Origin of the sequence: Spirosoma fluviale, assembly GCF_900230225.1 — a bacterium.
Classification (GTDB): domain Bacteria; phylum Bacteroidota; class Bacteroidia; order Cytophagales; family Spirosomataceae; genus Spirosoma; species Spirosoma fluviale.
This window is the reverse complement of sequence record NZ_OCNH01000007.1, coordinates 375,457-401,032: the sequence shown is the minus strand read 5'-3', so window position 1 is coordinate 401,032 and position 25,576 is coordinate 375,457. Positions and strand designations below refer to the sequence as shown.

The window sequence follows — 25,576 nt, the reverse complement described above, 5'->3', positions numbered from 1 at the left end:
CGGCAAGCGGGAAAGGTGTTTTTTCAGTTCGGCCATATCTAAGCCGGGGTTATCTTTCCGGTCAACGTCTCCCATCAATAGCGGCCATTGTTGCCGAATTTTTTGGGTAAAGCTGGTATCTCGTCGGCGGTGGTGTAGCCACGAAACAGGCGTAATAGCGGGCAATTGTTTCTTCAGTTGATCTTGTACAGCCTTATCCGTTTCGGCTCGTATGGCGTCAATAGTAGGCCGGTAATAGTTAGTGCTGATAATTCGTCGTAAGGTCGTTTGATGAGCCGGTACGGTGGCAAAACAACTCCTTTGGTTGTCGTATGCAAAAAAGCTAATTGGTACGTCTAGTAAGTTCGGGCGGTGTTGTAGATTGTCCATACTGCTAACTGCTAAAAATGGTGCTATTCGGATTTTGGCAGGGTTTTTTAATACTGCCAACTGCCAGACCCCCTATATGGCCTTTGGCAGTTGGCAGTATTGTTTTACTCAATTGGTATAAGTTTGAAAAATTGGTTTCGGCCTTCTTTGTAATCGGCCAAACGAACGGCGCGGCCCTCCTCATCGTACATTGGTGGCTGTTGCTCAACAATCGTTTTAAGCCGTTCGCGTATGGTTGCGTTTTTGGCTTTAAACTCGGTTTCTAAAGTTGTCCAGACTTCATTTTTGGGTAAAGGCCCTTCAGATAAAAGGCTTAGTAGCCGGTCGGCAATGTCTTCAGTATCCGCCTTGTGTTTGCGGTGGTTGATGTGAGCCGCTACTTGATCGGCTTCAGCCAACGCTAACCCGTTGACCTCTTTGTATTGTAGATAAACGGGTTCGGGTCTTTTGCCGCGTCTTAACTTCAGATAGCGCAACCGTATCAGGTCGGTATCGTTGCCGCTGGCATCCTTTTCAAAACCAATTTGTAAGGCTGTACTGGCTTTATTGGCCGCTTCAGTTCCGGTATGTCCTCTGGCTTTTTCGGTTCCTGGGTTTTGGTGAATAACCAGTAAAAAGGTTGCATTATGCTTATCGCACAGGTTGCCGATAAAGTCATATAATCGCATGGACTCTTTAGCGTCGTTAAAGTCTCCTACCGCGTCTGTAACCACATCAATCAGGCAAAATAGATGCAAGGCTGTCTGTTCCCTAACGTGGCTTAGAAAGGCTTCTATAGCGTCGAAACGGTGGCCGCGTTCAATTGCTTTGATTGACGTAAACCGGAAGTCAACAGGTTGATCGGCTAATGTGTAACCGGCTTTTAATTTTATGCCTTGAATGGCAAAGGGCAATTCCTCGCTTTGGTTGCGTTCTGTGTCAATGTAGCATACACAAAATCGCTCTAATTCTGTCCGGTCAAAACCCATAAATTTCGGGTCGTTCGGGTCATTGGCTAACATAAGAGCGGCCAATAATTCAGCAAGTCTTGATTTGTGGCTACCGTATGCCCCTTGAATAATATTGATAGTACCCCGTCCTATAATGCCTGTTTCTAGTCGGCTTATAAGTGGAGGACTAAACACTACACTACGGGTTGCGGCATCGCTTACTAGTCTTTCCCGTTCTAATAAATGGTTAAGGTGTTGCGCTTGCTGGCTGGCGCGTTTGTCTTCGTTTGGAGTAGGTTGCTTTACCTCATCGGTTGATAAATTGATGTTGGCAGTTGCGGCCAACTCTTCATCTGACATATCAAAAATAGGCGGACGGTATATATCTTTGTCCTGTTGAAATTCCATAAGAAATGGGTTTTTAGCCGGGTCAATGTCACCACACATTGACCCGGCTTGTTTTACGTTGGGTTAGTCTTGATCGGAGGGAGCGGGGCCAAAAGGCAGGTCGTCAGCTTCATTGCCAGCATCAACTAGGGGGCTGTCGGCGGGTAGCTCCTCGCCTTTTGTACAAGCGAGAAAGTGTATAGCAACTTCAGTAAACGCAAACAGAAGCCATATCACAAAAAGTAGGAAAATAGGGGCGTTCATCTTGCCTTACGCCCTCCTTTGCGCTGATTAGATAAATAGTGTTCGGCCTGTGCATCTATTTCAGCACTGGTTTTGACGCGGCCACTTTGTAGCCACAAATCAATATCTGATTGCCGGAACGCCAACCGCTTACCCTTGCGTGAAAATGGAATTTCACGCCGTTGTACTTTGCCGTATAAGGTCGTTACGGCGGGGTGGCCGGGTAGATACTCACTTAGTTCTTCAATAGAGAACCAGCGGTCTGGAATAGAGTGGCCGCGTTCACTCTGCGAACGTAACAGGGCTGTTAGGTCGTCAACTTTGCGGCCTAAATCAACTACGAAGGCGGGTAGTTGATCGAATGTAATAAGAGTGTTTTCCACTGCTGACAAGTTGTTTTCGTTAAACTTGCTGCAATAGTATAGGCTTAGTGAGGGGTGTTAATTTCTGTTGTAGGTCTTGTAAATTCTTTTGTAAGTCTTGTAAGAAGATTTGTAAGTTCCAGCCGTATTAGGCAGGTTTTTGCCAATTCCCTCCACTTCTAAAGTTATTTTTAACCTCATCGAAAGTCCAGTTGTCGAAGTGGTCAGTAAGCAACCTGATATACTTTTCGACTGTTGCATTTGGGTCTAATTTCCCAATTTTAGGTTGATGTGTAGTGCAACGAGTAAAGAATAGATAAAACAGACCAATTACTTTACCCTTATCTCCTGTCTTCTCATTCATAGATAGTTTTTCAGTAAAAGGTTCGCCAACAAATGCCCGGTTAATGAACTGTTCAAACTGTTCAATAGTCAGAAATGGATTGCCGTTTTTACTGCTATTTTTCGCTAATTGTATGAAATATTTTCTAACCTCATCTAAGTGCATACGCTCGTTAAAAACGTTCGCCCGGTTATCAGTGACCGGTGGTGTTGAGGTCTTACCGGTTCGTTTAGCTGCTAGCAAGGGCATGACCGCTTTATAATACTTCTCTTCGTTACTAAGCCATTTCGTAATCACTTGTAAATAGTGATTTTCTTGTTTAGAAAACTCATTAACTAAAGCGGCTTGCCGGGCTTTGTGCTGTCCGTTAAGTAGGTCTACCCGGTGTGCATTGGTATCCTTAACTAACCCATTTTGTAAAAGCTCTACTGAGTTTACCGATTTCAGTATTTCTTTTGTTTTGTCAATTAACCATTCTATGAGTTTTCGTTTAGTTACTACTCTAAATTTAGAAAACTGTGTGTACGGGTTATATACGGGTTCCTCTGCTATCACAGGAAAAATATTTGTAAATCTATCTTTTAGCTTATCGAAAGGCTGAACAGTAAACGGAAAAACAAACAACCATTTTTGATAGATATGGTATAATTCATTCAAGTCTATTTCTTCAGCAACGGGTTCGTCGGGTTGTCGTTCATAAAGACCATTTACATAGTCAATTAATCGTTGTGCTTTACTCTGTCCAATCTCATCCTGTCTTGCTTCTATCAAGCTAATTAAGGATTTGCTGTAAACATGATCGCCAAAAGAGGGAGTTCCAAAACTGCTAATGATATATTCTATGTAATTGGTAATGTCTTCGTACCAATTAGCCTGTTCTATTCTTTTTTCAATATGATGTTCTGTGTAAGATACTCGATTTACAATACTGACCGCAAATGCATCAGACTTAAAATAGGTCAAATCAATCAGAGGGTTTTTTGCCAATATCTTGTGGGCTTCACAACAGTTCGGAAATTCCTCAACAAACTTTGCTGCCCATTCCATCACTGCTTTATGATTAGGGCAACAGTTCGGAAAATTCTCTTGTGGCTTGTAGTCACGAAATACTAACGGTTGAAATGGCTGTATATGAAAATTTTCTACTTTGAACTCAAAAAATGGCCCTTGCATACATCTGTTTGTTATAATGTTAATTTGATTTTATCGACAGTATCCCGCTTTGACTGGTCAACGATTTTTGCATAAATCTGCGTAGTCTTTAGTTCGCGGTGGCCTAACATCTTGGAGACGGTGTAAATATCGGTTCCAAGTGATAATTGCAGGGTAGCGTAGGTATGCCGGAAACTGTGGAATGTTACAGGTTTGGTTATTCCGGCATCTTTCACCCACTGCTTTAAAATTTTGTTCCAGTGTGCCGAATAGGTTAAACCGGGTAGTACGGGCTGGCTATCGTCTAAGCGTTTCCCCAATAATGAAACAGCTTGTTCAGAAACAGGCATATATTCTACCCCGTCTGTCTTTTCCTGTCTGAAATTAATCGTGTAGCCGTTTCGGGCATCATGACGTATTTGCTCCCATGTCAGGGCTTCAATATCCGAATACCGTAAACCCGTCAGGGCCGAAAATAGAGCCGCTTGTTTAAGTGTAGGGTACGCTGGTAAATCTGTTTGAACTAGTGCTTGTAATTCGGCTAAAGTCAGGTATTCGCGCCGGGTCTCTTCGGGTTTGATACTTTCGACTTTCGTGTTTAAATCAATGCTAATAAGTCCGTCTTTAAAGGCTTGCTTGAGAGCTGCTTTAAATTTGTTGAAGTAACTAACGGTAGAGTTTACGGCCAACGGTTCTTCGTTGCGCTGGCTTTGTGCGTCCATCATATAAGCCCGAAAATCCCGGCATTTTTTTGCAGTAAGGTTGGAGAGTTTAAGGTTACCGCCTGTAAAGTCACGTAGGTAATGTAAGGCACTTTCCCAACCATCTTTGTTACTCCCTGTTTTTGATGCTGCCAATTGCTCGCAATATGCCACAAAACAAGTACTCAGGCTTTTTTTGGATAAGAAGCCATAAGCACCGTTTTGAACGTCGATTTGTCTTTTGGCTCGTAAATTTTCAGCTAGTGCAATCGTTTCAGCGTTCTGCTCTTTGTCGGCGGGTGTTTTAGGGCGGTTGAACAGATATAAGCCCAAAAATTCGCGCCGGGTGTCTTTGCCAGTGTCAGGATGAGTTATAGCCGGGTAGTAATCTAAATACAGGCTAGTTCGCCCGTTACTAATTGGCTTTTTGCGTAGATGGACTTTTATCATAATCGTGTGGCTGTTAGTAATTCATCAATCCTGACTTTTGGCACATAGGCGTAAGGGCCTTTATACTGTTTGGGTATATTATTACGCTGTATGAGTGTGTAAAGAGCTTTTTCAGAAATGCCGTATCTTTCCTGAATCTCTTTCATTGTATAACAGTCTACTAATTCAACCGGGGCGGGCATTGGCTTCTCGGTAAATGTTGGCGGCTCAAACAGGCGGTCAACGTCCGAACGACGAATAAGAGTACGTCTACCTAACTTCACGGCGTGTAAATTACCTGAACCAATAGCCCGCCAAATTGTCCATCGACTTACGCCTAATAGTTTACTAGCATCAGCAATGTTCAGATTTTCTTTAGCTCGAATATCATCTAAAGGTTTTTCAATTATTCGCCGGGTCTGCTCATTGCTTATAGTAACCTTTGCTGCTCGTTGGCGGGCTTTGTAGGCTCGTTTAGCACAAGAGTCACTACACGTTTTTGTAACGGTTGTACGGGCTTCAAATTCGTTCCCGCATTGCTCGCAGATTCGCCTTACTCGGATGTTAGAACTCATACCAGTCAATTAGTTTCGTTTATATGTTGCAGTAAGTAGCTTGAGGTTGCTGTGTGTTGCTATATGGTGCTGTATGTTGCATGATTTCGCCTAAAAAACGGATTTTCAATGTAAATCCGCCTATGAGGTACAACAAAGGTACAAATATTGACTGAATATATGTTTTACATCACTCAATAAAGTAGTAGCAAAATGAACGTAAATAGCCCATTTTTAAGGCTTTAAGTATGATTTAGTAATATAATGGAAAATACTTATTAAGTACGGTTACTTTCCGATACAGAATTTACTAAAGATCGACTCCAGCAAATCATCTGTTGTAATCTCACCCGTCAGCTCACCCAAATGTTGCAGGGCGACGCGTAGATCCATGGCTAACCAATCGGGGGTGACGCCGGTGTCGAGGCCGTGGATGGCGCGGGCGAGGGCATCGTCGGTGCCCGTAAGGTGGTTGTAGTGGCGGGCGTTGGTCACTACGGCACTGCCCGTTTGCACGGCGGCATCGGTGCGAACGCGGGCCGAAAGGGCCGCTTTCAGTTCGTCCAGATGCGTTAGTTTTGCCGCCGAAATCCACACGACGGGTTCGCCCAGCATCGTTTCCAGCGATTCGCGGGTGGCGTCGGTGATGGCGTCTAGTTTGTTGCCCACGAGCAGATACGGTTTACCGGATGCCCGTACTTCATCGACCGCCGTTTGTAAGTCGTCGGACTCCACGTTTTTGGCGTCGAACAGGTAAACGACCAGGGCGGCATCGCGCATTTTCTGCTGGGTGCGCTCAATGCCAATGGCTTCAATGCGATCCGTGGCCTGCCGCAACCCGGCCGTATCGATGAGCCGGAAGCGGATACCATCAATAAACAGCTCATCTTCAATAACATCGCGGGTGGTGCCGGGAATATCCGAAACGATGGCTTTTTCTTCGTTCAGCAGCGCGTTGAGGAGCGTCGACTTGCCCGCGTTGGGCTTGCCGACAATAACGGTTGGCACGCCGTTCTTAATGGCGTTACCAGTTGAAAACGAGTCGATCAACGGGTGAAGAACACGACGAATATCAAGCATCAACTGCCGGAGCCGGTCGCGGTGGGCAAACTCGACGTCTTCTTCGCCAAAATCCAGCTCCAGTTCAACCAGGGCCACAAAATCAATGAGTTGCTGGCGAAGGTCTTTGAGTTGTTTCGAGAAACCGCCACGCAGTTGATTGAGGGCTGCCCGATGACTGGCATCGGAGTCGGAGGCAATTAGGTCGGCAACGGCTTCGGCCTGTACCAGATCGAACTGACCATTCAGAAACGCCCGTTGCGTAAACTCACCCGGCTTAGCCAGTCGAACGCCTTCCTGCATGAGTCGACGCAGAATTTGCTGAATGATAAACTCCGAGCCGTGGCACGAAATTTCGACAACATCTTCTTTCGTGAAGGATTTCGGTGCCCGAAAAACGGTTGCCAGCACTTCGTCGATGATGCCGCCATCTTCGTTCCGAAGGGTACCGAAATGAGCGGTGTGGCTGGGCTGCTGCGTCAGGTCTTTTCCCCGAAACAGTCGGTTTGTTAAGTCGATCGCGCCTTCGCCCGATACGCGAACCACGGCAATGGCACCGATGCCGGGTGCCGTAGCAAGAGCAGCAATGGGTTCTAATTGATACAAGTCTGTAGGTGTTAGGAACGTCAGAAATCTTTACTGAATTGCACGAACTACAAACTCAATAGCTGACGTTGGAAAATAGGCAGGCGATTCAATAATCCAGCTAGCCGTTTCTCAACGGGCACGTTGGGAATACCGAGCCAGTCGGCGTATTCGTCGCCCATGAAGAAACGCATTTCACCGGCTGCGAGGTTCCGAATCGTTTCGGGACCTATTGTTCCCTGACGGGCTGGCGTTGCGGATTGGGCCGGGCCATTAGGGGTAAACTGGCTGGACGACGCGGCTGTAGCTATCGCATTCAACAGCGAGCGGGTTAATCCAACACCTGCTTCGGAGGGGGCAAATTGCCGCCGGGCAATGGCGGTGCCGAGGTTGTATGCTTCGCGCATGTTGGTCGGAATAAGCTCTTCGGCAACGCCGTTGAGGTAGCCAACCACGTTGATATGGTGCAGGTAATCCTCTTCTTCCTGCTCGGTCATAGTGACTTTCGCTTTCCGTAATCCCTGCAACACGATATAGGAAAATGACAAACTCGTACCGGCCATATCCTCCTGATTGACCGGGTAACCCCAGTCCATGTTCCACCGATTGGAGTGCAACGAAAACCAGCGGGCTCCGGCATGAATGAGTCGGATTTTCTGAGTCCGGCGAATGGCTGTTGCCCCGTTTGGGTTGGTCACCTGTGCGTTAAACGGCCACTCTTTGGCATTATTGACGGCAAATACCCACTCGCCGGTTTCCTGCAATCGGCGGGCGGTGTCATTTTTTATGCGTTCGGTAAGCCAGAGGACCTGCGCTCCGTGGGCACCCAGATACGAGTAGGGGAGGGAGAAAAAGCCAAGCGTTAGCCCAATTTGCTGGGCGTATTTCTTGAAAAAAGCCATGCCTCGTTTCATCCGGTCGGGCTCAGCCCAGTCGGGTAAAGCACCGTATTCGGCAAAGAAGGTCTGGATAGCCGGGTGCTGATTGTCGGTCGAGAAATCGCCGGTATCGCCAAGCCACTGCATGAGCGAACGCAAGCCCATCGGGCCACTGGCCTCAACGACGGCCGCAATGGCTGCATCGGCGGGAGTATCGCCCTGCTGTCGGTACTTATCCAGGAGGGTATTCGAAAACGGGCGGGAGGGCTTTATCGCGGTCGGCATCGTGTACGTATGAATCTACTGGCGTAACGATGCGTGGAGGAAATTGGTTTGTAATGCAGCCCCTTCCGGAAAGGCTTGTTGTCGCTAGATCCCAACCTACCCGGAGGAGCGGTGTTACAGGGTAATCTGCAAGCCATCGTAGCCGAGCCGGATGTTGGCGGGCAGTTCTTTTTCGACGTCGCGGTGTAAGCCGAGTTTATGGCTGATGTGAACGAAGTAAGTTCGGTCGGCATTAACGCGTTTGGCAAGGGCAACGGCCTCATCGAGCGTAAAATGCGAAATGTGGGGTTTCAACTGAAGGGCATCGAGCACCAGCACTTTAGAGCCGTACACTTTTTCCAGTTCCTGATCGGAGATATAGTTCAGATCGGTGAGATAGGTGAAGTCACCAATGCGGAAGCCATAAACGGGGAGTTTATGGTGCATTACCTCGATGGGAATGAACCGAACACCCAGCACATCGACGGGTTCGTTGGTCAGATCATGCAGTTGAACGTGGGGTGTTCCTGGATATTTATTCTCGGCAAAAACATACGCAAATTCACGCTGTAACTGCGCCAGAACGGTTGGACGGCCATAAACCGGAATATCTTTTCCCGACCGAAAGTTATACGCCCGAATTTCGTCGAGCCCTGCTGTGTGGTCTTTGTGTTCGTGGGTGAACAGAACGGCGTCGAGTTGTTGCAGGTTGAGTCGAAGAACCTGCTGCCGGAAATCGGGGCCGGTGTCGATAACGAAACTACGCCCGTCCACGGCAATGTGAACGGAGGTACGGAGTCGTTTGTCCCGAAAGTCAACCGAACGGCACACCTCACAGGTACAGCCAATAAGCGGCACCCCCGACGATGTTCCCGTACCGAGCAAGGTGATGATCATAGTTATCAGGAGTTAGGAGTTAGGAGCGAGGAGTGAGGAGTGCTGACGCGAAAGCAACACATGCGCCAGCCCTCCTCACTTCTCGCTCCTAACTCCTAACTCCTCCATTTCTATTTATCCGTCAATTGATTAACCACTTCCACCAGGCGGTCGAAGTTGAGGGGTTTCACCAGTACGTCGTTGAAACCGGCGGTTTTAAATTCTTCTTCGGTGTAATTTTTGGCGTTGCCGGTAATGGCTACGATAGGCACACTGGCTTTTTCTTTTTCGGGAAGTGCCCGAACGCGCCGAACGCATTCCATACCATCCATCAGCGGCATGTTAATGTCCAGGAGGAGGATACTGAAGTCTTCTTTCTCCAGAATTTGCAGCACTTGCTCACCGTTTTTTACGGCTGTGATATCGTAGTTCTGAAATTCAAGAATTTTGCGGGCCAGATTTTGGATAACAGAGCTATCTTCGGCAATCAGGACGCGTTTGGAAGCTGACATATGGCTTGAGGTATCGTGTTTTGTTTTACTGTGGTGAAATTATAGAGTTAAATCGGCAAACGCAAAAAGGGTTTACTCTCAAAACGGAATAAGATCCCTTTTCCCGTACAGGCTACAACTCCTTTTCCATAACGATGAACGCAAGCGGTTGTTTGGGAATACCGAAACGCGGGTCGTCGGGAAAGGGCTGGGTTTCGCCGGTGGACCGGTAGCCACGCCGTTCGTACCAGGCAATCAATTCGTGCCGCTGGGTAATGACCGTCATGGTAACAGCCCGGCATTTTTTAGCGATGGCTAGGTCTTCCGCAGCCGCCAGCAATTGCCTGCCAATGCCGCCAGCCTGGGCTTCGGGCGAAACAGTGAGCATACCTAGATACAGGTCGTCGCCTTTCTGTTCTAGATAGACGCATCCCAGCAACTGGTCGGCCTGTTCGTATTTTAAAATCTGCGCGTTCGGGTTGCGGAAAATGGCCTGTAAGGATTCTTCGCTGGTGCGGATGCCGTCGAGCAGATCGGCCTCGGTGGTCCACCCTTTGCGCGAGCTGTCGCCCCGGTAGGCGCTATTGACGAGACGGTCCAGCGCCGGAATGTCCTGCACCGTGGTGGTTGATATAGTGAAAGCTGCCATGTAAAACTAGTTGGGCACTTCCCGGAAATCCAGTTGCTGAATCAGGGCGGGGTTTTCGGGAGTAAGGGTGAAGAATACGTCGATGTTGGCTTTTTCGCCCTCCATTACGAAATGACCGCGTAACTGGTTTTCGGGGATTAGCTCGCCAATGCGCTTGATCGTACCCGCTTTGGCGTAGAGATCCTGCAGCGTTTTCCGGCGAATGGCGACCGATTTATCCGGGAAGAAGTTCTCCGCGAAAATACCGCTTCGTTCCGCATTCGTCCAGTCGGGCAGGAGTTTTACCAGCTCGGCTTTGCGTTGGGCCAGAATGAGAGAAACGGGTAGCTGGCGGGGCTGGAGCTTGCCAATGGCCAGCAGCGTGTCCAGAACGGCACTGTTCACCCCGCCCAGACTGGCATAGGTAACGTTACCGTACGCGATAACCCCAATGCCATAGTCGGGCAGAATGCGCCACTGACTCCCAAAGCCGGGTAAGCCGCCACTGTGGCCCACGTCGACCTGACCCAGACAGTTTTTGGTCCAGCGCAGCCCGTAGCCGTAGCCACCCGTTGTAGGGCAGAGTTGTCCCACCGAATTTCGGGCCTGTGCGGAAAGGCCCGCAAACGTCCAGGGCTGCTGCATTTCCCGAATTGAGCTTCGTTTTATTGGCGCATTATCAACGTCATTTCGGGGTGGCCAGGCGGCCTGATGCACGGCAACATACTTGCTGAAATCCTCGATAGACGTAATCAGACCGCCCATGGCCCCGTGCGAACCGTCGTGCAGCAGGGCTTCTTCGAGCCATTTGCCCGTTCCCGAGCCATCTTCCTGCCAGCGGTAGCCAAGTGCGAGTTTGTCGGCCGGAACCTTGGTGTATTCCCACTGGGTGTCGTTCATGCCCAGCGGTTTCAGAATGGTTTCGGTAATGTATTGCTGATACGGTTTGCCCGATACCGTAGAAATAATCCGGCCCAGCATGGCAAAGGCGAGGTTGCTGTATTCGTAGGCGAAACTCGGCACGTTGGCGTTCGAGATACCGCCTTTGATGAGCTTCGTCAGGTCATCTTCTGAGTCGGCTAGCTGGCGGTCGCCCCAGGGGTTGTCTTCCGGGAAACCAGCCGAGTGACTGAGCAGGTTGCGAACCAGAATTTTGGGCGCGTCGGCGGTGAGGTACTTGTGCGACTTCAGTTCGGGAATGTAGTTCTCGGCGGGGTCGTCGAGCCGAAGTTTGCCTTCGTCGCGGAGTTTCAGGACCGCCATCGATGTCAGGCTTTTGGTCATCGACGCAATCCGGAACAGGGATTTAGGCGTTGCCGCTATCTTTTTGTCGACATTGGTATAACCAAGTCCGCCCGAATAAACCAGTTTGCCATCGACCACAATGCCGAAAGCCATGCCCGGAATATGCCGCTTTTCGGCAATCTCGCGGAACATTTTTTCGACGATGGGGAAGGCCGGTTCCAGCTTTTTAAGTCGGTCGGGATCCGTAAAGACGGGGGGTTGATAGGTGGATACATGGGGCACCGTACGGGCCTGGGGCACTTGCTGGGCCAGTGCTGCCGAGACCGCCAGCAGAAAAGCAGGGAGAAGGTATTTCATTAGAACAAATTATGGCTGTATACAATCCGGCTAACTTACTAAATAACCGCTATAAGCCCTCACTTCATCGTCTTTATCCAGTCCCGCAACAGGGCTAGACTTTCGGAATGGGCTGTTTTTCGCCCGAGTTCGGGCATCATTTCCCCAGGGTCGGTGGAGGTGAGCCGGTAAATCAGGATGGATTCGTCCGGTTTACCGGGAACGATATCATACGGATGCCCGCCCGAGCCACGACCGGCGGCAACGGGCGTTTTTAAAATGCCCAGGGCGGTTGGGTCGGTTTCGGAAAGGCTCAGGTTCAGGCCCGATATCATGGCCGGACCGTTGGGGTTGTGGCAGTGGGCGCAGTTAATGTCGAGCCAGATTCGTGCCCTGTCGTTGAGGGAGCCCGTTTTGGGGTCGTTCCACACGGGGGCTTTGGGGCACTTGGCCAGCGACGGCATTCCGGTGAGCATCCCCGACTTTTGCCAGTGCGTGAGCTGGTTTTCGGTATCCGCTGCGCCATAAGTCAGATCGCCGTTGAGCTGCCGGACAGACGGGCCGATGGGTGTCATGACTTCGTTTCGGTTGTGGCACCCTTTGCACTGGTTCAGGTTGGGAATGATGTAGGGGTGCTGGCGGGTTTGCCCACTGGCGTCGACGTAGCTAACCGTTTTGGTATCTCCGGCAACTTCCAGAAACGCGTCGGTTTGTTCATCATTCCAGACGTACTCGAAGGCTTTCCAGCCGTTGGCCTGATGAACCAGCAACCGCGTTTCCATCAGGCGTCGCCCTTTGGCCGGATCTCGGAAATCGGTGGGGTAATAAAATGTTTTGATGAGGGTGGTGCCCTCCGGAAAGTTCAGCACGCTGGAGTCGTTATACGCTACGGACCGACCGGCGGGCAGTTTAACGAAACGCAGTTTTTCGGCATAATCCGAAAACAAGGGCGTATTGAGCGCATAGGGTACAACTCCCGGAGCCGGTTTCTGTTCCGCCGGATTGCCGGTGAAAAAGCCGTAGTCGGATAGTTTTTCGGGGATCGCATCAGCCCGCCAGCTGGCCAGCGTGAGCCAGCCGGTCAGTAGCAGGAGCGACCAGATCAGGTATGTTCGCATACAGTTAGCGGCTGTTACTTGCTTGCGGTTGTCTTCAAGGGGGTTAGCTGGCAATCGAAAGGTGCCGGGCTAAACGAAACATTCTTGAATTCACGTCCGGCGTCGAGGTTGACCAGGCTCTGGTTTTTGTTGTTGCGAATGCAGATGCGTTTGTCGGCCAGTGGTTTGCCGTCTTTATCGAAGGTGGCGGGGTCGGCAATGCCGTCGTACAGAATGTGCGGAACTTGCTGCCCCGCTTTCAGGATCGCGTCGAAGATTTTGCCGTAGCGCCCCCGCGAACTGGCCGGGCCGGGATTGCGCTCGTACACGTTATCATGGATGGAAATGGCCGTCGAAAACGGGTAGTAGCCTTTGTCGGTGATGGGCCGTTCGGTAATCAGGTAGCTGATGACGCCGGTGCCGATGGTTTGATTCCGGAGGAAGCGGTTGTTGAACACCTCAACGTTATTAGCGGCCAGAATCAGCAGGCCCGTACCGTCCGATACGCTGGCGACGATATTGCCTTCCGGCGCAAAATTCGGGAAGTTATTATCGTGGATGTGGTTGTTGAACACCCGGACGTTGCCACCCTGTTTCTGGACCAGATCGGGCAGGTCGAATACCAGAATGCCGCCGGTATTTTCGTAGGTTTCGTTATCGAAAACGTCGGCATTGCGCGAGTTTTCGATCTCGATACCCGCTACGTTATGGTAAGCTTTGCTGTTTTTGACGACGATACCGCGCGACTGCCCAACGTAAATACCCGCGTCCGAAGCGCCAATGGCGGTGCAACCGTCGATCAGCACATTGTCACACTGCACCGGGTAGAGGCCGTAGCCGCCATTTTCGGCTTTGGGCGGACCAGTCCATTCCACTTTTACGTTTCGGAACGTGATGCCCTTCACGTTCATGGTCTTGATGCCATCGCCTTTCGAGTCCTGAATGGTCAGGTTTTCGATCACGATATTCTCGGCATTGGACACGCGCAGACCTTCGGCTCCGTCCGTCTGCCCTTTGAAGCTGAGTATCGTTTTGTCGATTCCTTTTCCCCGAATCACAATGCGTTTTTTATCTTCCAGCGACAGGCTGCCGGTGAAGGTGAACGTACCGGCGTCGAGGTCGATCGTGCTGCCATCTTCGGCCATGATGAGCCGGGTCTGGTACCGCTTTTGTACATCGGTTTGAGCCCATGCGGAGCAGGTTAACAGGCAGGCCGCCAGAAGTAAAGAGAATTTCATAAGGGGTAAGGGGTTTGGTAAGGCTAGCCGTAAATATACAGCAAACGGTTGAGTGAGAGTGACATTCTCATTCCATTTGTTAATACTTCATTACCAGATATGATGTAACTAACGGGTACATCGGCTCTACCTTTGCAACGCATGGCGACCCGATTTTAACTATAGGATACGGGTCTTCATGACGGTAAAGCCACTCGCCTACACACGACTAAATATGAATGGGGAAAGGTAAACTCAACCCATTCACAACACAACATGATAACAACAGATCTTTGTATAATTGGCGCGGGTCCGGTGGGCCTGTTCGCCGTTTTTGAAGCGGGTTTATTAAAAATGCGTTGCCACCTGATCGATGCCCTGCCGCAGGTGGGCGGGCAGCTTTCGGAGATCTATCCGCAGAAACCCATCTATGATATCCCCGGCTATCCGGCTGTAAATGCTCAAACGCTGGTCGATAACCTGATGGAGCAAATAGCCCCGTTTAACCCCGGTTTTACGCTGGGTGAGCGCGTTGACGGGCTGGAAAAACAACCTGATGACTCGTACATCGTTACGACAAGCGATGGCACGGTCGTCCATTGCCAGGTGGTAGTGATTGCCGGTGGGTTGGGCTGTTTTGAGCCACGCAAGCCCGAAATCGTGAACCTCGAACGGTTCGAAGGAAAGGGCGTTGCGTATATGGTCAAGAATCCCGAGCAACTGCGCGACCGCCGGGTGGTGCTGGCCGGTGGGGGAGACTCCGCCCTCGACTGGACGGTTTTTCTGGCCGATATTGCCAAAGAGGTAACCCTTGTTCACCGCAGCGATACCTTCCGGGGGGCTCCCGATTCGGCCGAGAAAGTGTTCCATCTGGCGAGTCAGGGCAAGATCAATCTGGTGCTGCAATCGACTATTTCCAGTATCAACGGAAACGGGCATTTGCAGGAGGTGAGCATTACGGCGAAAGACAAATCAGTGAAAATCATCGAAGCAGACAACCTCATTCCGCTCTTCGGCCTGACGCCTAAACTCGGCCCCATCGCCGATTGGGGACTCACCATCGACAAAGCCGCCATCAGCGTTAATACCACCGATTACTCGACCAATGTAGACCGTATTTACGCCATCGGCGATATAAACACGTATCCTGGTAAGCTGAAGCTGATTTTGTGTGGCTTTCACGAAGCTGCGCTCATGTGCCAGAGTGCTTTCCGGCATGTGCACCCAAACCAGAAACTGAGTTTTAAATACACCACCGTAAACGGTGTTCCTACTTTTTAAATAAGTGGCTGGCGCGGGCAAATACTCGCGCCAGCTATTTCTCCACCTGCCAACCATGATCAATTTCACCATAGAAGACCGCAACGGGGAGCGGCAGGACCTCGAAATTCCCGAAGGCATCAACCTAAGCCTGATGGAAGTGCTGAAGGCATCAGAATACAACATTCTGGCTACCTGCGGAGGCATGGCCCTCTGCGCGACCTGCCATGTTCAGGTGCTCAACGGTTTTAACGACTTGCCAGCTGCCCAGGATGCTGAACTGGATATGCTGGATACCCTGCCCGATTCCGATTCGGATAGTCGGCTGGCCTGTCAGATTCGGGTAAACGAAGCCATAGAAGGGGCCGTGTTCAGAATCAAAAGCGACGAGCCCGACTGACGACACGTAGATCCGTAATGAGCCCGATCGTTAATCCAATCGGTACAAGGCCAGCTCTTCTTTAAAGTTCGCCATGTTGATTTTCAGATCGACAACGGTTCCCTGCGCGATATCATACACCCAGCCGTGAATACGTGGATAATCGCCCTTCGCTCTGGCCTTTTGCACATACGACAGCTTCATAATGTTCAGGCATTGTTCCTGCACGTTTAACTCTACCAGTCGGCGGAAACGGGCCGTATCATCGGGCAGGGCGTCCAGCTCCTGGCGGTGAAGGCGATACACATCGTCGATGTTGCGAATCCAACTGTTAAGCGCCCCCAGGTCTTTGTTGTCCAGAGCCGCCCGTATGCCACCACAGCCATAATGGCCGCACACGATGATATGCTGTACCTGTAGGTGTTCAACCGCATATTGGACGACCGAGTACGCATTGGTATCGTTGTTGGGAACCAGATTGGCAATGTTACGATGGACGAATACTTCACCCGGCTTCACCCCCATGAAATCTTCGGGTTGTACACGGCTGTCTGAACACCCAATGTAAAGGAACTCCGGTTGCTGGCCGTCGGCCATGCGGTTGAAGTAGTTTGCGTCCTGTTCCAACTGTTCGGAAACCCACTGACGGTTGTGGGTAAATACGCTTTCGTATAAGTTCATAACGTCTTGAATTTTGTAGTCAACTACGCTACTTACCCGGATGTTTGGAGTTATTATCGAACAGCTTTGGGGCTGCGGAAACACAACTAGCTATTTTCGCTGATTCGCTGGTACAATAGACCTGAATGGTAGAATTATATTTTGACGGGTGGGGAAAATAGAAAATAAAAGGCTTATTTGAGTTTGTTTCGTAGGCACCTTAACTAAGCCTTTTATCTCTTACCCCGCTATCATGAAAAAGTTTATGTGGCTATGCCTGCTGCTGGGAATTTACCAATTCGCTCAGGCGCAAACATTCTCCCTCGAATCCATTAAAAGCTACCCTTTCCCCACCGAATTGACCAGTGCGGCTCAGGGTTCGCGGATTGCGTGGGCCTTTGCCGAACTGGGTAAACGCAATGTGTATGTAGCGGAAGGCCCCGATTTCACCCCCCGAAAACTCACGAATTATACCGATGACGACGGCCAGGAATTAACCAGTCTGTCAATTTCGGATGATGGGAAATGGGTCGTTTACGTGCGCGGTGGCGACCACGGCTCCAACTGGGACGATGAACTGCCGGTAAATACAATGTCTTCACCCACCGCCCCCAAAGTACAAATATGGACGGTGCCTTTCGCAGGTGGCGAACCCAAAGCCATTGCGGAAGGCGATGCGCCGGTTATCTCGCCGGGCAGTGGCACGTCAGCCCGGATTGCCTTTATTAAAGGGGGCCAGGTCTGGATCTCGCCCGTGGATGGGTCTTCTCCGGCAAAAGCGCTGTTTACCGCACGGGGTACGAACAGCGCTCTACAATGGTCGCCGGATGGGTCGAAACTGGCCTTTGTTTGTGACCGGAAAGACCATGCCTTTGTGGGTGTCTTTACCAATGAAACGACGCCCATCACCTGGATTGCTCCGTCGTTCTCGCAGGATGCGTCACCCCGCTGGTCGCCGGATGGCAAGCAGTTGGTGTTCGTCCGTACGCCCGGCTCCGGTGGTGCACCCGACTCGCTCCTGACCCGAAAACACCGGCCCTGGTCAATCTGGACTGCCGATGTGGCGTCTGGAACGGCCTCGCAAATCTGGCAGGCTCCCAAAACGCTGGCCGGTTCGCAACCCACTACGCACGGCGGATTTAATCTGCATTGGGCGGCCAGTGACCGCATTGTCTTTCTGTCGTATCAGGATGGCTGGCCCCATCTGTATTCCATGCCGTCGTCGGGAGGAGCGCCGTTGCTGCTGACACCCGCGCCCTTTATGGCCGAACACATCACGCTGAGCCACGACCGTAAATGGCTTTTGTTCAGTGGCAATACCGGTCCCGATAAGCTGGACATCGACCGTCGTCATGTCGTTCGCGTCCCCGTCGACAAAGCCGCTATGGAAGTACTGACGCCCGGCACGGGTCTGGAATGGACACCGGTTGTTACGGGCGATGGCGCTACGATAGCCATGATCAGCGCTACGGCCCAGCGCCCTCCGTTGCCCACGGTTATGGCCTTTTCGAAGGGAACGCCCAAACTTCTAGCGCAGAATCTGGTTCCCGCCAGCTTTCCGCAAAGTCAGTTGGTAACGCCTAAACAGGTGGTCTTTAAGGCACCGGACGGCATGACGGTACATGGTCAACTGTTTGAGCCGACAGGCGGGGCGGGTAAAAAGCCCGCGTTGATCTACGTACACGGCGGGCCACCCCGGCAGATGTTGCTAGGCTGGAATTACTCGGATTATTACGCCAATTCGTACGCGTTAAACCAATACCTTGCCAGTCAGGGATTTGTGGTGCTGTCCGTGAATTACCGGCTGGGCATTGGCTACGGCTATGAATTCCACCAACCAGCCAATGGCGGGGCTAACGGCGCATCGGAATACCAGGACGTTCGGGCGGCAGCCGTCTGGCTTACTGAACAGCCTCAGGTCGACGCTGCCAGAATCGGTATTTACGGCGGTTCCTACGGTGGCTACCTCACCGCGCTGGCCCTCGCCCGCGACTCGAAACTGTTTGCGGCTGGCGTCGATATTCACGGGGTTCACGACTGGAGCCAGCAACGCAACGGCATCAGCCAGACCGACCGGTTCGAGAAAATTCCCGATGCCGAAAAAGCTGCCAAAGTGGTGTGGGAATCATCGCCCGTTTCGGCAGTGAGCAGCTGGACATCGCCCGTGCTGATCATTCACGGCGACGATGACCGTAATGTCCGGTTCAACCAGAGTACCGATCTGGTTCGGCGTCTGGACAAGCAGGGTGTTCCGATGGAAACCCTGGTCATTGTCGATGATACGCACCACTGGATGAAGCACAGCAACGCCATCAAAATGAGTGCCGCCACCGCCGATTACTTCAGACGGAAACTGATGAAGCCACGGCAGTAGTTTGGTTTTACACTAGTGTCTGCCGTTCAGTTATTACGCGACTGAACGGCAGACACTCGTGTTTTAATTTACCATGTTACACTACTGAAAACCACGAATCAAAGGCTATTTCGTTACTCCCTCCTGACCTGATAATAAAGCCCAACTACGCCGGAATCGAACGATTTGGCTTTCGTGAGCGTCAGTTTGATGCGCTCGGTAACGTCCTTAAAGAGTGCTTTTCCGGTGCCCAGGACAATCGGTTCGAGTTTGATCCGGTACTCATCGACTAGATCGAGTTTGGCAAGTGATGAAACAAATTCCGCACCGCCAAACACCACCATGTCACCGCCCGGTTGCTGTTTTAAGGTGGCTATTTCCGTAGCAACGTCGGCTTTTGCCAGACGGGCGTTCTGCCAGTCGACTGTTGTCAGTGTTTTTGAGAAAACAACCTTAGGAGTCGTATTCATCCAGTTGGCAAAGTCGACCAGTTCGGGGGGTGTTTCCGGGTTATTTGTAACAGTCGGCCAGAAGCTGGCGAAACCCTGGTAAAGTACGCGCCCAACCAGCATGGTATCGACCGTTTTCTGTAAATCCGGAATCAGATAATGGCCCACTTCGTCATCATCCATCGTCATCCAGTCCTGCTCTCCGTTGGGGCCGCAGACAAAGCCGTCGAGCGAGACGTGCATAAATAAAATTACTTTTCTCATACTGTTCATTATCAGGGTTTAGGCGTAATGCCGACAGTACTGGCCGGGTGTAAAGTAACGGCGAAATCGCCCGACCGGGACGGTCGGCACTACAAGCTCATGCCATTTTTATACACACAAAGATAAGACTGTGTGTTCGGTTGTTTCGGTGGTAAATACGTCAAAATTAGGGTTGATTACGACCCCTGTTTTTGTTATTTTTAAGGTATGAAACACATATCCATTCTTGTACCGAAAGGCGCTATTTTAGGTAGTCTGGAAGGTACTCGACAGCTCTTTACCGAAGTAAATCAGTTCTGTAAAATGCGGGGTGAAAAGCCACTGTTTTCCGTTCAACTTGTTGGTCTTTCGCGGGAGACGCCGGTGAGCGGAGGCTTATTTACGGTACATGCTGATTCGCTGATCGACGATGTAAAAAAAACGGATCTAATTATCATTCCGGCTCTGGATGGTGAACTGGAAAGCGCCATCGAAAAGAACCGGGAGTTTATCCCCTGGATACTCAAACAGCGCAGCGGTGGTGCCGAAATTGCCAGCCTTTGCCTGGGGGCTTTTCTGCTGGCATCGACGGGCCTGGTAAATGGCCGAAAATGCGCTACGCACTGGCTGGCAGCCAATCAATTCCGGCAGTTGTTTCCCGAAGTCGACCTGGTGCCGGAGAAGATCATCACCGACGAACAGGGTATCTATTCCAGTGGTGGCGCATTCTCGTACCTGAACCTGATTTTACACCTGATTGAGAAATATGCCGGTCGGGAAATTGCGGTGCTTTCGGCTAAAGTTTTTGCGATAGAAATTCAGCGGGACAATCAATTGTCGTTCACTATTTTTCAGGGGCAAAAGGAACACGAAGACGAGCCGATCAGGAAGGCACAAGAGTTTATCGAACTGAATTTTCAGGAGCGTATTTCTGTCGATGAACTCGCGTCGAAATTTGCGCTGGGCCGCCGAAATATGGAGCGAAGATTTAAGAAAGCTACGTCAAATTCGGTCAATGAATACATGCAGCGTGTGAAAATTGAAGCGGCTAAAAAAAGCCTGGAAACCAGCCGAAAAACAGTCAACGAAATTATGTATGACGTTGGCTATTCGGACACCAAAGCGTTTCGGACAATTTTCAAACGAATTACCGGATTATCGCCCGTCGATTATCGGAATAAATACAACAAAGAATTAGTAGACGTGTAGTACCGAGCGTCCCGGTCGGGCGAATAGTTCTTAGTAACCAATTTCACACCCGACCGGGACGGTCGGTACTACAGTTACTGCCTGAACTGCGTCAGCAGGTACTCGTAAAAGTACGCGACATTGACATCGGTCGCGAAGAGTACGCTATACCCGTTTTCGTCCAGATACGTTTGACCGGCGTTGGGCGGGCGAGTGCTGACATTGGCTTTGGCAGTCTCGATTGTGAACTGCTCCGGCATGGCGAGGTAACTGGTGGCCAGAATATCCCACATGAAATAGGTGTAGTGATAACTTGGGATGGTATCGAGGGTCAACGCCCAGAACTGACCCGTCAGGTTAGATAGTTTGTGGTCGATCTGGCTTGCCAGCGTCGATAAAAACTGCTTCGTAACGGGTACATGGTTTGTTACATCGAGCGGAATCAGCGTGAGGGGCAATTCGTACGAGAACAGCTTTTGCGAACTGACCGGGTCCCAGAAAACATTCCATTCGGCGGTGCCATCGTGTTGAAAGGTCTGAACGTTTCCGGTTACGCGAAAAGCACCGGCCATCCACACAATTTCGGCAATGTTGGCTTTCAACTCCGGCGCTTTTTCCAGTGCCATCACCAGGTTGGAACAGGGGCCGGTCATCAGAATGGTTACCTTTTCGGTTGCGGCAGTTAGCTTCTCAATAATCAAATCCGGGGCGCTCAAATACCCATAGGGATCGGGCGATTTCGGCAGGTTAATGAGTAAGGGCAGGGCGTTGATGATCTCGGGGCGTGCCCGCCATTCGCTCGGGAACGCATTGATCCCGTAGTAGTCGCCCCGGCCCAGTGGCACCTGTTCCTGACCCATTAACTGAAGTAATTTATAGGCCGATTCGAGGGCGGGCTCGATGTAGCAATCGGCGGGTGTCACGGTGATGCCGATAAGTTCGACATCCGGCATGGTCAGAACCAGTAATTGCGACAGCAGGTCGTCAATCGCCCCGTCGTGATCCATTAAAAGCAGTTTAGGCATGAGAGAACGTTATAGGTGGGTTTACTTTTTGGACTCAGCGTGTTTTTTTAGCAATTGCAGCGTATGCGCCAGCGACCGGGTATCGGTCCACTCGTCATGCCCCGGTACAACAATCCGGGCTGATTTAAACTGCGTCATCAGGTTCTGAATTGAGTTTCCCCATTCGTTGAGGTTAGCGTCGGCGAGGTTGCCCATCCCGAAGGCGGCTACACTTTTTACCAGACATCCGCCGTACAAAATCTTCTGGTTAGGCAACCACACCACAATATTATCGGCGGTATGGCCCTGCCCCGGAAAGTAGCAGCGAATCGGTTCGTTGCCGATTGAAAAGGTGGTATCGTTCGACAAAATACCTTCGGGGGATTCAAATCCGAGTTTTACCGATTTCTGAGCAGTGAGGGGCGTACTCACCACCCGAACGCCCGCTTTTCGGAGTTCGCTGATACCGCCCACCCGGTCTTCGTGACCATGCGTGACAATACATAACCGAACGGGCTGGTGGAGGTTTTGGCTAATCCATTGCAGCAACTCGCGGGTGTTGTCGGTATTGTTGTCGGTATCCCAACCGGTGTCGACCAGTACAATGCCATCCTTCGTTCTAATGATCAGCCCGTTTGCCGGAACGGCCGTTCCGCCGTACATACCGTAAGTTGTATGGACATACACCTGCTTGTTGAGCGGGGTGACCGAAAGCCCCGGTCGTTGAGCAGACTGGGCCTGGGCCGACGTAGTGAACAGTAGAAACGATAAAAATGGAAACAGGTAACGCATTAGAGAATATTGATGAGAGGTTTAGGCTTTATAGCCTGTTAATTACCCGGCAATTTGTCTTTATATACAGACCAGTCGGCAACTAATTTGTTGACAACCGCACTACCCGCCTGATACGCAGCTTCGAGAGCCGGAATATAAGCTGTATACCGCTCACCAACTTCTTTGCCGCCATTGGTCAGGTTTTGCGCGGCCGTTACGCCAGACGGCTGCATGGTGTAGTTGCTGGCCGTTCGGAGCACCAGGTACCGATTGATGTCGGCTTTCCCGGCATTGGTCAGCCATTGCAACGATTGCCCGGTTCCGGTATCTTCCATTGCCGAGGTAACGAAATTTCCTTTCCCTTTCGTCCAGTATTTTACCCAGTCATTGGCCCAGTCGTTGAGGTATTTACCGTGCCAGAACGTCATGGCGGCAATGTGGTCGCCCATCATTACACGGGGTGGTTTCCGGGCTTCGGGGAAATCGCGGTAAACAGCGCGCATTTTTTGAAGCGTTTCGGAGTCGGCCAGTTTGATGTTTTTCGTCAGGTCAAACGCCCAGTTGGCCAGACCCGGATTGAGGTGAATGGCTACCGTAAAATCGTTGTCCTGAACGGGTTGCTCATAAGGCTTGGCCCGTCTTAACGGCAGATAACCGGTCGACCACTCTTTGGGCATTTCGCGCGGGTCGATTTCGTGGGCGAGGTCACCATCGACCAGCCATTCTGCCCAAACTGCTGAACCCGCGCTACCATCCTGCGGGTCGATACCGGCAATGCCCGCCACCAGCCAGTATGCATGAGATAAGTCGAAACGGGGGTCCATGCCCAGCGCCATGATAGAAGCCGCCGAGCGGGCCGTTCCCATGCCGGTGCAAATGCCCAGTACCTGCTTGTCGGGATTGTAGCGCAGGTTTCGGTAGCCCTGCGAAAAAGGGATGGTTTGGGATAGCGGCAACCGCTCAATCCAGTATTGAAACTCGCCGGGCCGGTCGCCGGTATCGGCGCCAATTTCAAACATGGTCACGACAACAACCTTTACCGGAATGGGGGTGGTCGTCTGGCCATATATACGCAAACTGGCAAAAAGCAGCCAGCCAATCAGGGGTAGTTTTCTCGTCAGATACATTGGATTGCAAAATAGGACCTAAATCCGCTGGTTACTGTGGCCATGCGTCAATTTCTTGAAAAAGTTCATCCCAAAAGACGCTGCAAGACCGGATATTTTCAGGCCCCTTCTCTTGGGGAAATAAGAGCCTGGCATTGATCTGAATGATCAATAAGGTCGCATGCCTACTTGCCAGGAAGTGGTTATGTCCTGCGGGATTATTACGTTATGATCGTTGCCGTAAAGCCCGCACTTCTTACCGCAAAATCGTCGGTTTGTACCGTTTTTACTGGTGCTACAGGCCGTAGGTTTGTTTACTGATCCATAGCGTAAAACGGAATGCATCAACTGGAGACGGTTCTTTTGCTGTTAATTTTTGTCATCGGACTGGCCGTCATCGCCCGTCGGCTGAACCTGGCCTTTCCAATCTTACTGACCGTTGGAGGGCTTCTTATCAGCTTCTTCCCCGGCTTACCAAACGTGGACCTGGATTCGTCTGTTGTGCTGGTGGTTTTTTTGCCACCCCTGCTTTACAGTGCGGCCTGGTACACCAACTGGAGCGATTTTCGCCGAAATCTGGAACCTGTTATCGTGCTTGCTCTGGGCCTGGTGCTGGCTACCAGTCTTGGCATAGCCTACGTAGCCAGCCTGCTCATTCCGGGCTTTACACTGGCTACTGGTTTGTTGCTGGGGGCCGTTGTTTCGCCTTCCGATGCCGTAGCCGCAACGGCGGTGATGAAGACACTGGCGGTGCCCCGAAAAATCGCCATTATTCTGGAGGGGGAGAGTCTGGTGAACGATGCAACGGCTTTAGTGATCTTTCAGTTGGCTCTGGTTACGGTAAGTACAGGAAGTTTCTCCCTGACGGGCTCGTTGCTCGATTTCGTACAGCTGGCCGGGGGCGGGATTATTATTGGACTGGCCGTAGGGTACCTTTCCTCATGGTTGCATAAATGTGCCCATCTGGAACCCGCACTCGAAACGGTATTGACGTTTGTAACGGCCTATCTGGCCTATTTAGCGGCCGAACATCTGGCGTTAAGTGGCGTACTGAGCGTAGTTTCGGCGGGATTGGTCGTTGGTCACAAGCAGTCGAGGGTACACAGCCCAACAACGCGGATGCAGGCGGTGGCGGTCTGGGACTTTGTGGTAGTTCTGCTGAATGGCCTGATCTTTATTCTGATCGGATTGCAGTTGCCCGACATCGTAGCCGACATCAAGGGGCAGTCGCTGGGCGAATTAATAGAGGTGGGTCTACTCATCAGTATAACGGCGGTAGCGATTCGTTTCGTGTACATCTTTCTGGCCAATTGGATGTCCAATCAGGTACATAAAGTGGTACATAGTCCCCCGCTTTTTCCGTCCCGAAAACACACAACCCTGCTGGCTTACATTAGTATGCGGGGAATCGTGTCGCTGGCCGCAGCGCTGTCGATTCCGGAGCGGCTCTCCAACGGTAGCCCCTTTCCGGACCGGAATCTGATCGTGTTTATCACCTTTTGCGTCATTCTGTTCACGCTGGTCGGGCAGGGCGTTTTTCTACCTGCCTTCATTCGACTGCTGCGTTTTGGGCAACAATCCACCGACTATCTTTCCCGAAAAGAAGTGCGGCAACGGTTATCGAAGCAGGCATTAAGTGCCATTCAGACGGTGGTCGACAAGGAGGGACTTACCGGCGATACCGTCCGGAAAATCATTGATCGGCATCGGGCACGCGTTGACGAACTTGAACAGAGTGATCCGGTAACGGTTATGTCCCAGCATCAACTCCGCCAGAAGTTACTGCTATCGGGCATTCAGGCGCAACGAACTGCATTGCTGAGTTTGCGAGATACCCAGCAGATTGATGTCGACCTGTTTCATGAGCTGGAAAATGAGCTGGATCGGGAAGAAATACAACAGCAGAAAGTGGATGACTGAAATGCTGTAAGGGGTCATTGGCATCCCCTTCAAGATTCGATCGGCTGGTCACAACTATCAACCCACTCAGACCCGGGGAGAGGTAAACGGAACAC

At 51.0% G+C, this 25,576-nt stretch carries 23 protein-coding genes and 1 pseudogene; 5 read left to right on the top strand and 19 right to left on the bottom strand.

Annotated elements, in window-relative coordinates; all coding sequences use genetic code 11:
* The 14 genes and pseudogenes from CRO74_RS28275 to CRO74_RS28205 all read right to left on the bottom strand — a co-directional run.
* Nucleotides 1-369 (bottom strand): annotated as a pseudogene (locus tag CRO74_RS28275) (hypothetical protein); the annotation flags it as partial.
* A 104-nt stretch (nt 370-473) separates the two neighbouring features.
* Nucleotides 474-1,706 (bottom strand): P-loop NTPase family protein, encoded by a 1,233-nt coding sequence (locus tag CRO74_RS28270; RefSeq protein WP_097131162.1) that lies wholly within the window; start codon nt 1,704-1,706, stop codon nt 474-476.
* Between the two features lie 239 nt (nt 1,707-1,945).
* On the bottom strand, nt 1,946-2,311 hold the full coding sequence (locus CRO74_RS28260; RefSeq protein WP_179830328.1) for a helix-turn-helix domain-containing protein: 366 nt from the start codon (nt 2,309-2,311) through the stop codon (nt 1,946-1,948).
* A 127-nt stretch (nt 2,312-2,438) separates the two neighbouring features.
* Nucleotides 2,439-3,806, bottom strand: a complete 1,368-nt coding sequence (locus CRO74_RS28255) for a hypothetical protein (RefSeq protein WP_097131126.1) — start codon at nt 3,804-3,806, stop codon at nt 2,439-2,441.
* A gap of 11 nt (nt 3,807-3,817) precedes the next feature.
* Entirely contained in the window at nt 3,818-4,936 is a 1,119-nt protein-coding gene (locus tag CRO74_RS28250) for a site-specific integrase (protein WP_097131124.1), read from the bottom strand.
* Nucleotides 4,933-5,490 carry a helix-turn-helix domain-containing protein gene (locus tag CRO74_RS28245; protein WP_097131122.1) on the bottom strand — a complete coding sequence of 186 codons (558 nt, stop codon included), beginning with the start codon at nt 5,488-5,490 and terminating at the stop codon, nt 4,933-4,935. Before CRO74_RS28245 ends, CRO74_RS28250 begins: the two co-directional genes overlap by 4 nt.
* A gap of 267 nt (nt 5,491-5,757) precedes the next feature.
* Nucleotides 5,758-7,134 carry a tRNA uridine-5-carboxymethylaminomethyl(34) synthesis GTPase MnmE gene (gene mnmE / locus CRO74_RS28240; RefSeq protein WP_097131120.1) on the bottom strand — a complete coding sequence of 459 codons (1,377 nt, stop codon included), beginning with the start codon at nt 7,132-7,134 and terminating at the stop codon, nt 5,758-5,760.
* 47 nt (nt 7,135-7,181) lie between these two features.
* A complete protein-coding gene (locus CRO74_RS28235; protein ID WP_097131117.1) occupies nt 7,182-8,276 on the bottom strand; it encodes an oxygenase MpaB family protein in 1,095 nt (364 codons plus the stop codon).
* Nucleotides 8,277-8,390: 114 nt separating this feature from the next.
* The gene (locus CRO74_RS28230; RefSeq protein ID WP_097131115.1) at nt 8,391-9,152 is read right to left on the bottom strand and encodes an MBL fold metallo-hydrolase; all 762 of its coding nucleotides are present in this window, start codon (nt 9,150-9,152) and stop codon (nt 8,391-8,393) included.
* 110 nt (nt 9,153-9,262) lie between these two features.
* Nucleotides 9,263-9,643 carry a response regulator gene (locus tag CRO74_RS28225; RefSeq protein WP_046575488.1) on the bottom strand — a complete coding sequence of 127 codons (381 nt, stop codon included), beginning with the start codon at nt 9,641-9,643 and terminating at the stop codon, nt 9,263-9,265.
* A gap of 112 nt (nt 9,644-9,755) precedes the next feature.
* Entirely contained in the window at nt 9,756-10,271 is a 516-nt protein-coding gene (locus tag CRO74_RS28220; RefSeq protein ID WP_097131113.1) for a GNAT family N-acetyltransferase, read from the bottom strand.
* 6 nt (nt 10,272-10,277) lie between these two features.
* A complete protein-coding gene (locus CRO74_RS28215) occupies nt 10,278-11,852 on the bottom strand; it encodes a serine hydrolase domain-containing protein (protein ID WP_097131112.1) in 1,575 nt (524 codons plus the stop codon).
* A gap of 59 nt (nt 11,853-11,911) precedes the next feature.
* A complete protein-coding gene (locus CRO74_RS28210) occupies nt 11,912-12,949 on the bottom strand; it encodes an SO2930 family diheme c-type cytochrome (RefSeq protein WP_097131110.1) in 1,038 nt (345 codons plus the stop codon).
* A gap of 14 nt (nt 12,950-12,963) precedes the next feature.
* Nucleotides 12,964-14,166 carry a parallel beta-helix domain-containing protein gene (locus CRO74_RS28205; protein WP_097131108.1) on the bottom strand — a complete coding sequence of 401 codons (1,203 nt, stop codon included), beginning with the start codon at nt 14,164-14,166 and terminating at the stop codon, nt 12,964-12,966.
* Between the two features lie 255 nt (nt 14,167-14,421).
* Here CRO74_RS28205 and CRO74_RS28200 point away from each other — a divergent pair, with 255 nt between their 5' ends.
* Complete coding sequence (locus tag CRO74_RS28200; protein WP_097131106.1) at nt 14,422-15,426, top strand: NAD(P)/FAD-dependent oxidoreductase; 1,005 nt, start codon at nt 14,422-14,424, stop codon at nt 15,424-15,426.
* 55 nt (nt 15,427-15,481) lie between these two features.
* Nucleotides 15,482-15,805 (top strand): 2Fe-2S iron-sulfur cluster-binding protein, encoded by a 324-nt coding sequence (locus tag CRO74_RS28195; protein WP_097131160.1) that lies wholly within the window; start codon nt 15,482-15,484, stop codon nt 15,803-15,805.
* A 30-nt stretch (nt 15,806-15,835) separates the two neighbouring features.
* Here the strand turns inward: CRO74_RS28195 and CRO74_RS28190 are convergent, their stop codons facing one another.
* On the bottom strand, nt 15,836-16,465 hold the full coding sequence (locus tag CRO74_RS28190; protein WP_097131104.1) for a carbonic anhydrase: 630 nt from the start codon (nt 16,463-16,465) through the stop codon (nt 15,836-15,838).
* A 232-nt stretch (nt 16,466-16,697) separates the two neighbouring features.
* Here CRO74_RS28190 and CRO74_RS28185 point away from each other — a divergent pair, with 232 nt between their 5' ends.
* Entirely contained in the window at nt 16,698-18,818 is a 2,121-nt protein-coding gene (locus tag CRO74_RS28185) for a S9 family peptidase (protein WP_097131102.1), read from the top strand.
* Between the two features lie 113 nt (nt 18,819-18,931).
* On the opposite strand, the gene CRO74_RS28180 is transcribed toward CRO74_RS28185, so the two are convergent.
* Complete coding sequence (locus tag CRO74_RS28180) at nt 18,932-19,510, bottom strand: dihydrofolate reductase family protein (RefSeq protein WP_097131158.1); 579 nt, start codon at nt 19,508-19,510, stop codon at nt 18,932-18,934.
* A gap of 207 nt (nt 19,511-19,717) precedes the next feature.
* Between CRO74_RS28180 and CRO74_RS28175 the strand changes: the two genes are divergently transcribed.
* Nucleotides 19,718-20,698, top strand: a complete 981-nt coding sequence (locus CRO74_RS28175; protein ID WP_097131100.1) for a GlxA family transcriptional regulator — start codon at nt 19,718-19,720, stop codon at nt 20,696-20,698.
* A 74-nt stretch (nt 20,699-20,772) separates the two neighbouring features.
* On the opposite strand, the gene CRO74_RS28170 is transcribed toward CRO74_RS28175, so the two are convergent.
* The 3 genes from CRO74_RS28170 to CRO74_RS28160 are packed head-to-tail and all read right to left on the bottom strand — an operon-like array spanning nt 20,773 to nt 23,582.
* Nucleotides 20,773-21,702: a nucleoside hydrolase gene (locus CRO74_RS28170; RefSeq protein WP_097131098.1), complete on the bottom strand. Its 930-nt coding sequence runs from the start codon at nt 21,700-21,702 to the stop codon at nt 20,773-20,775.
* A gap of 21 nt (nt 21,703-21,723) precedes the next feature.
* A complete protein-coding gene (bla, locus tag CRO74_RS28165) occupies nt 21,724-22,473 on the bottom strand; it encodes a subclass B1 metallo-beta-lactamase (RefSeq protein WP_097131096.1) in 750 nt (249 codons plus the stop codon).
* A gap of 38 nt (nt 22,474-22,511) precedes the next feature.
* Nucleotides 22,512-23,582, bottom strand: a complete 1,071-nt coding sequence (locus CRO74_RS28160) for a purine nucleoside permease (protein ID WP_097131094.1) — start codon at nt 23,580-23,582, stop codon at nt 22,512-22,514.
* A 318-nt stretch (nt 23,583-23,900) separates the two neighbouring features.
* Here CRO74_RS28160 and CRO74_RS28155 point away from each other — a divergent pair, with 318 nt between their 5' ends.
* Nucleotides 23,901-25,481, top strand: coding sequence for a Na+/H+ antiporter (locus CRO74_RS28155; protein ID WP_097131092.1), 1,581 nt, complete (start codon nt 23,901-23,903; stop codon nt 25,479-25,481).
* Nucleotides 25,482-25,576: the final 95 nt, after the last annotated feature.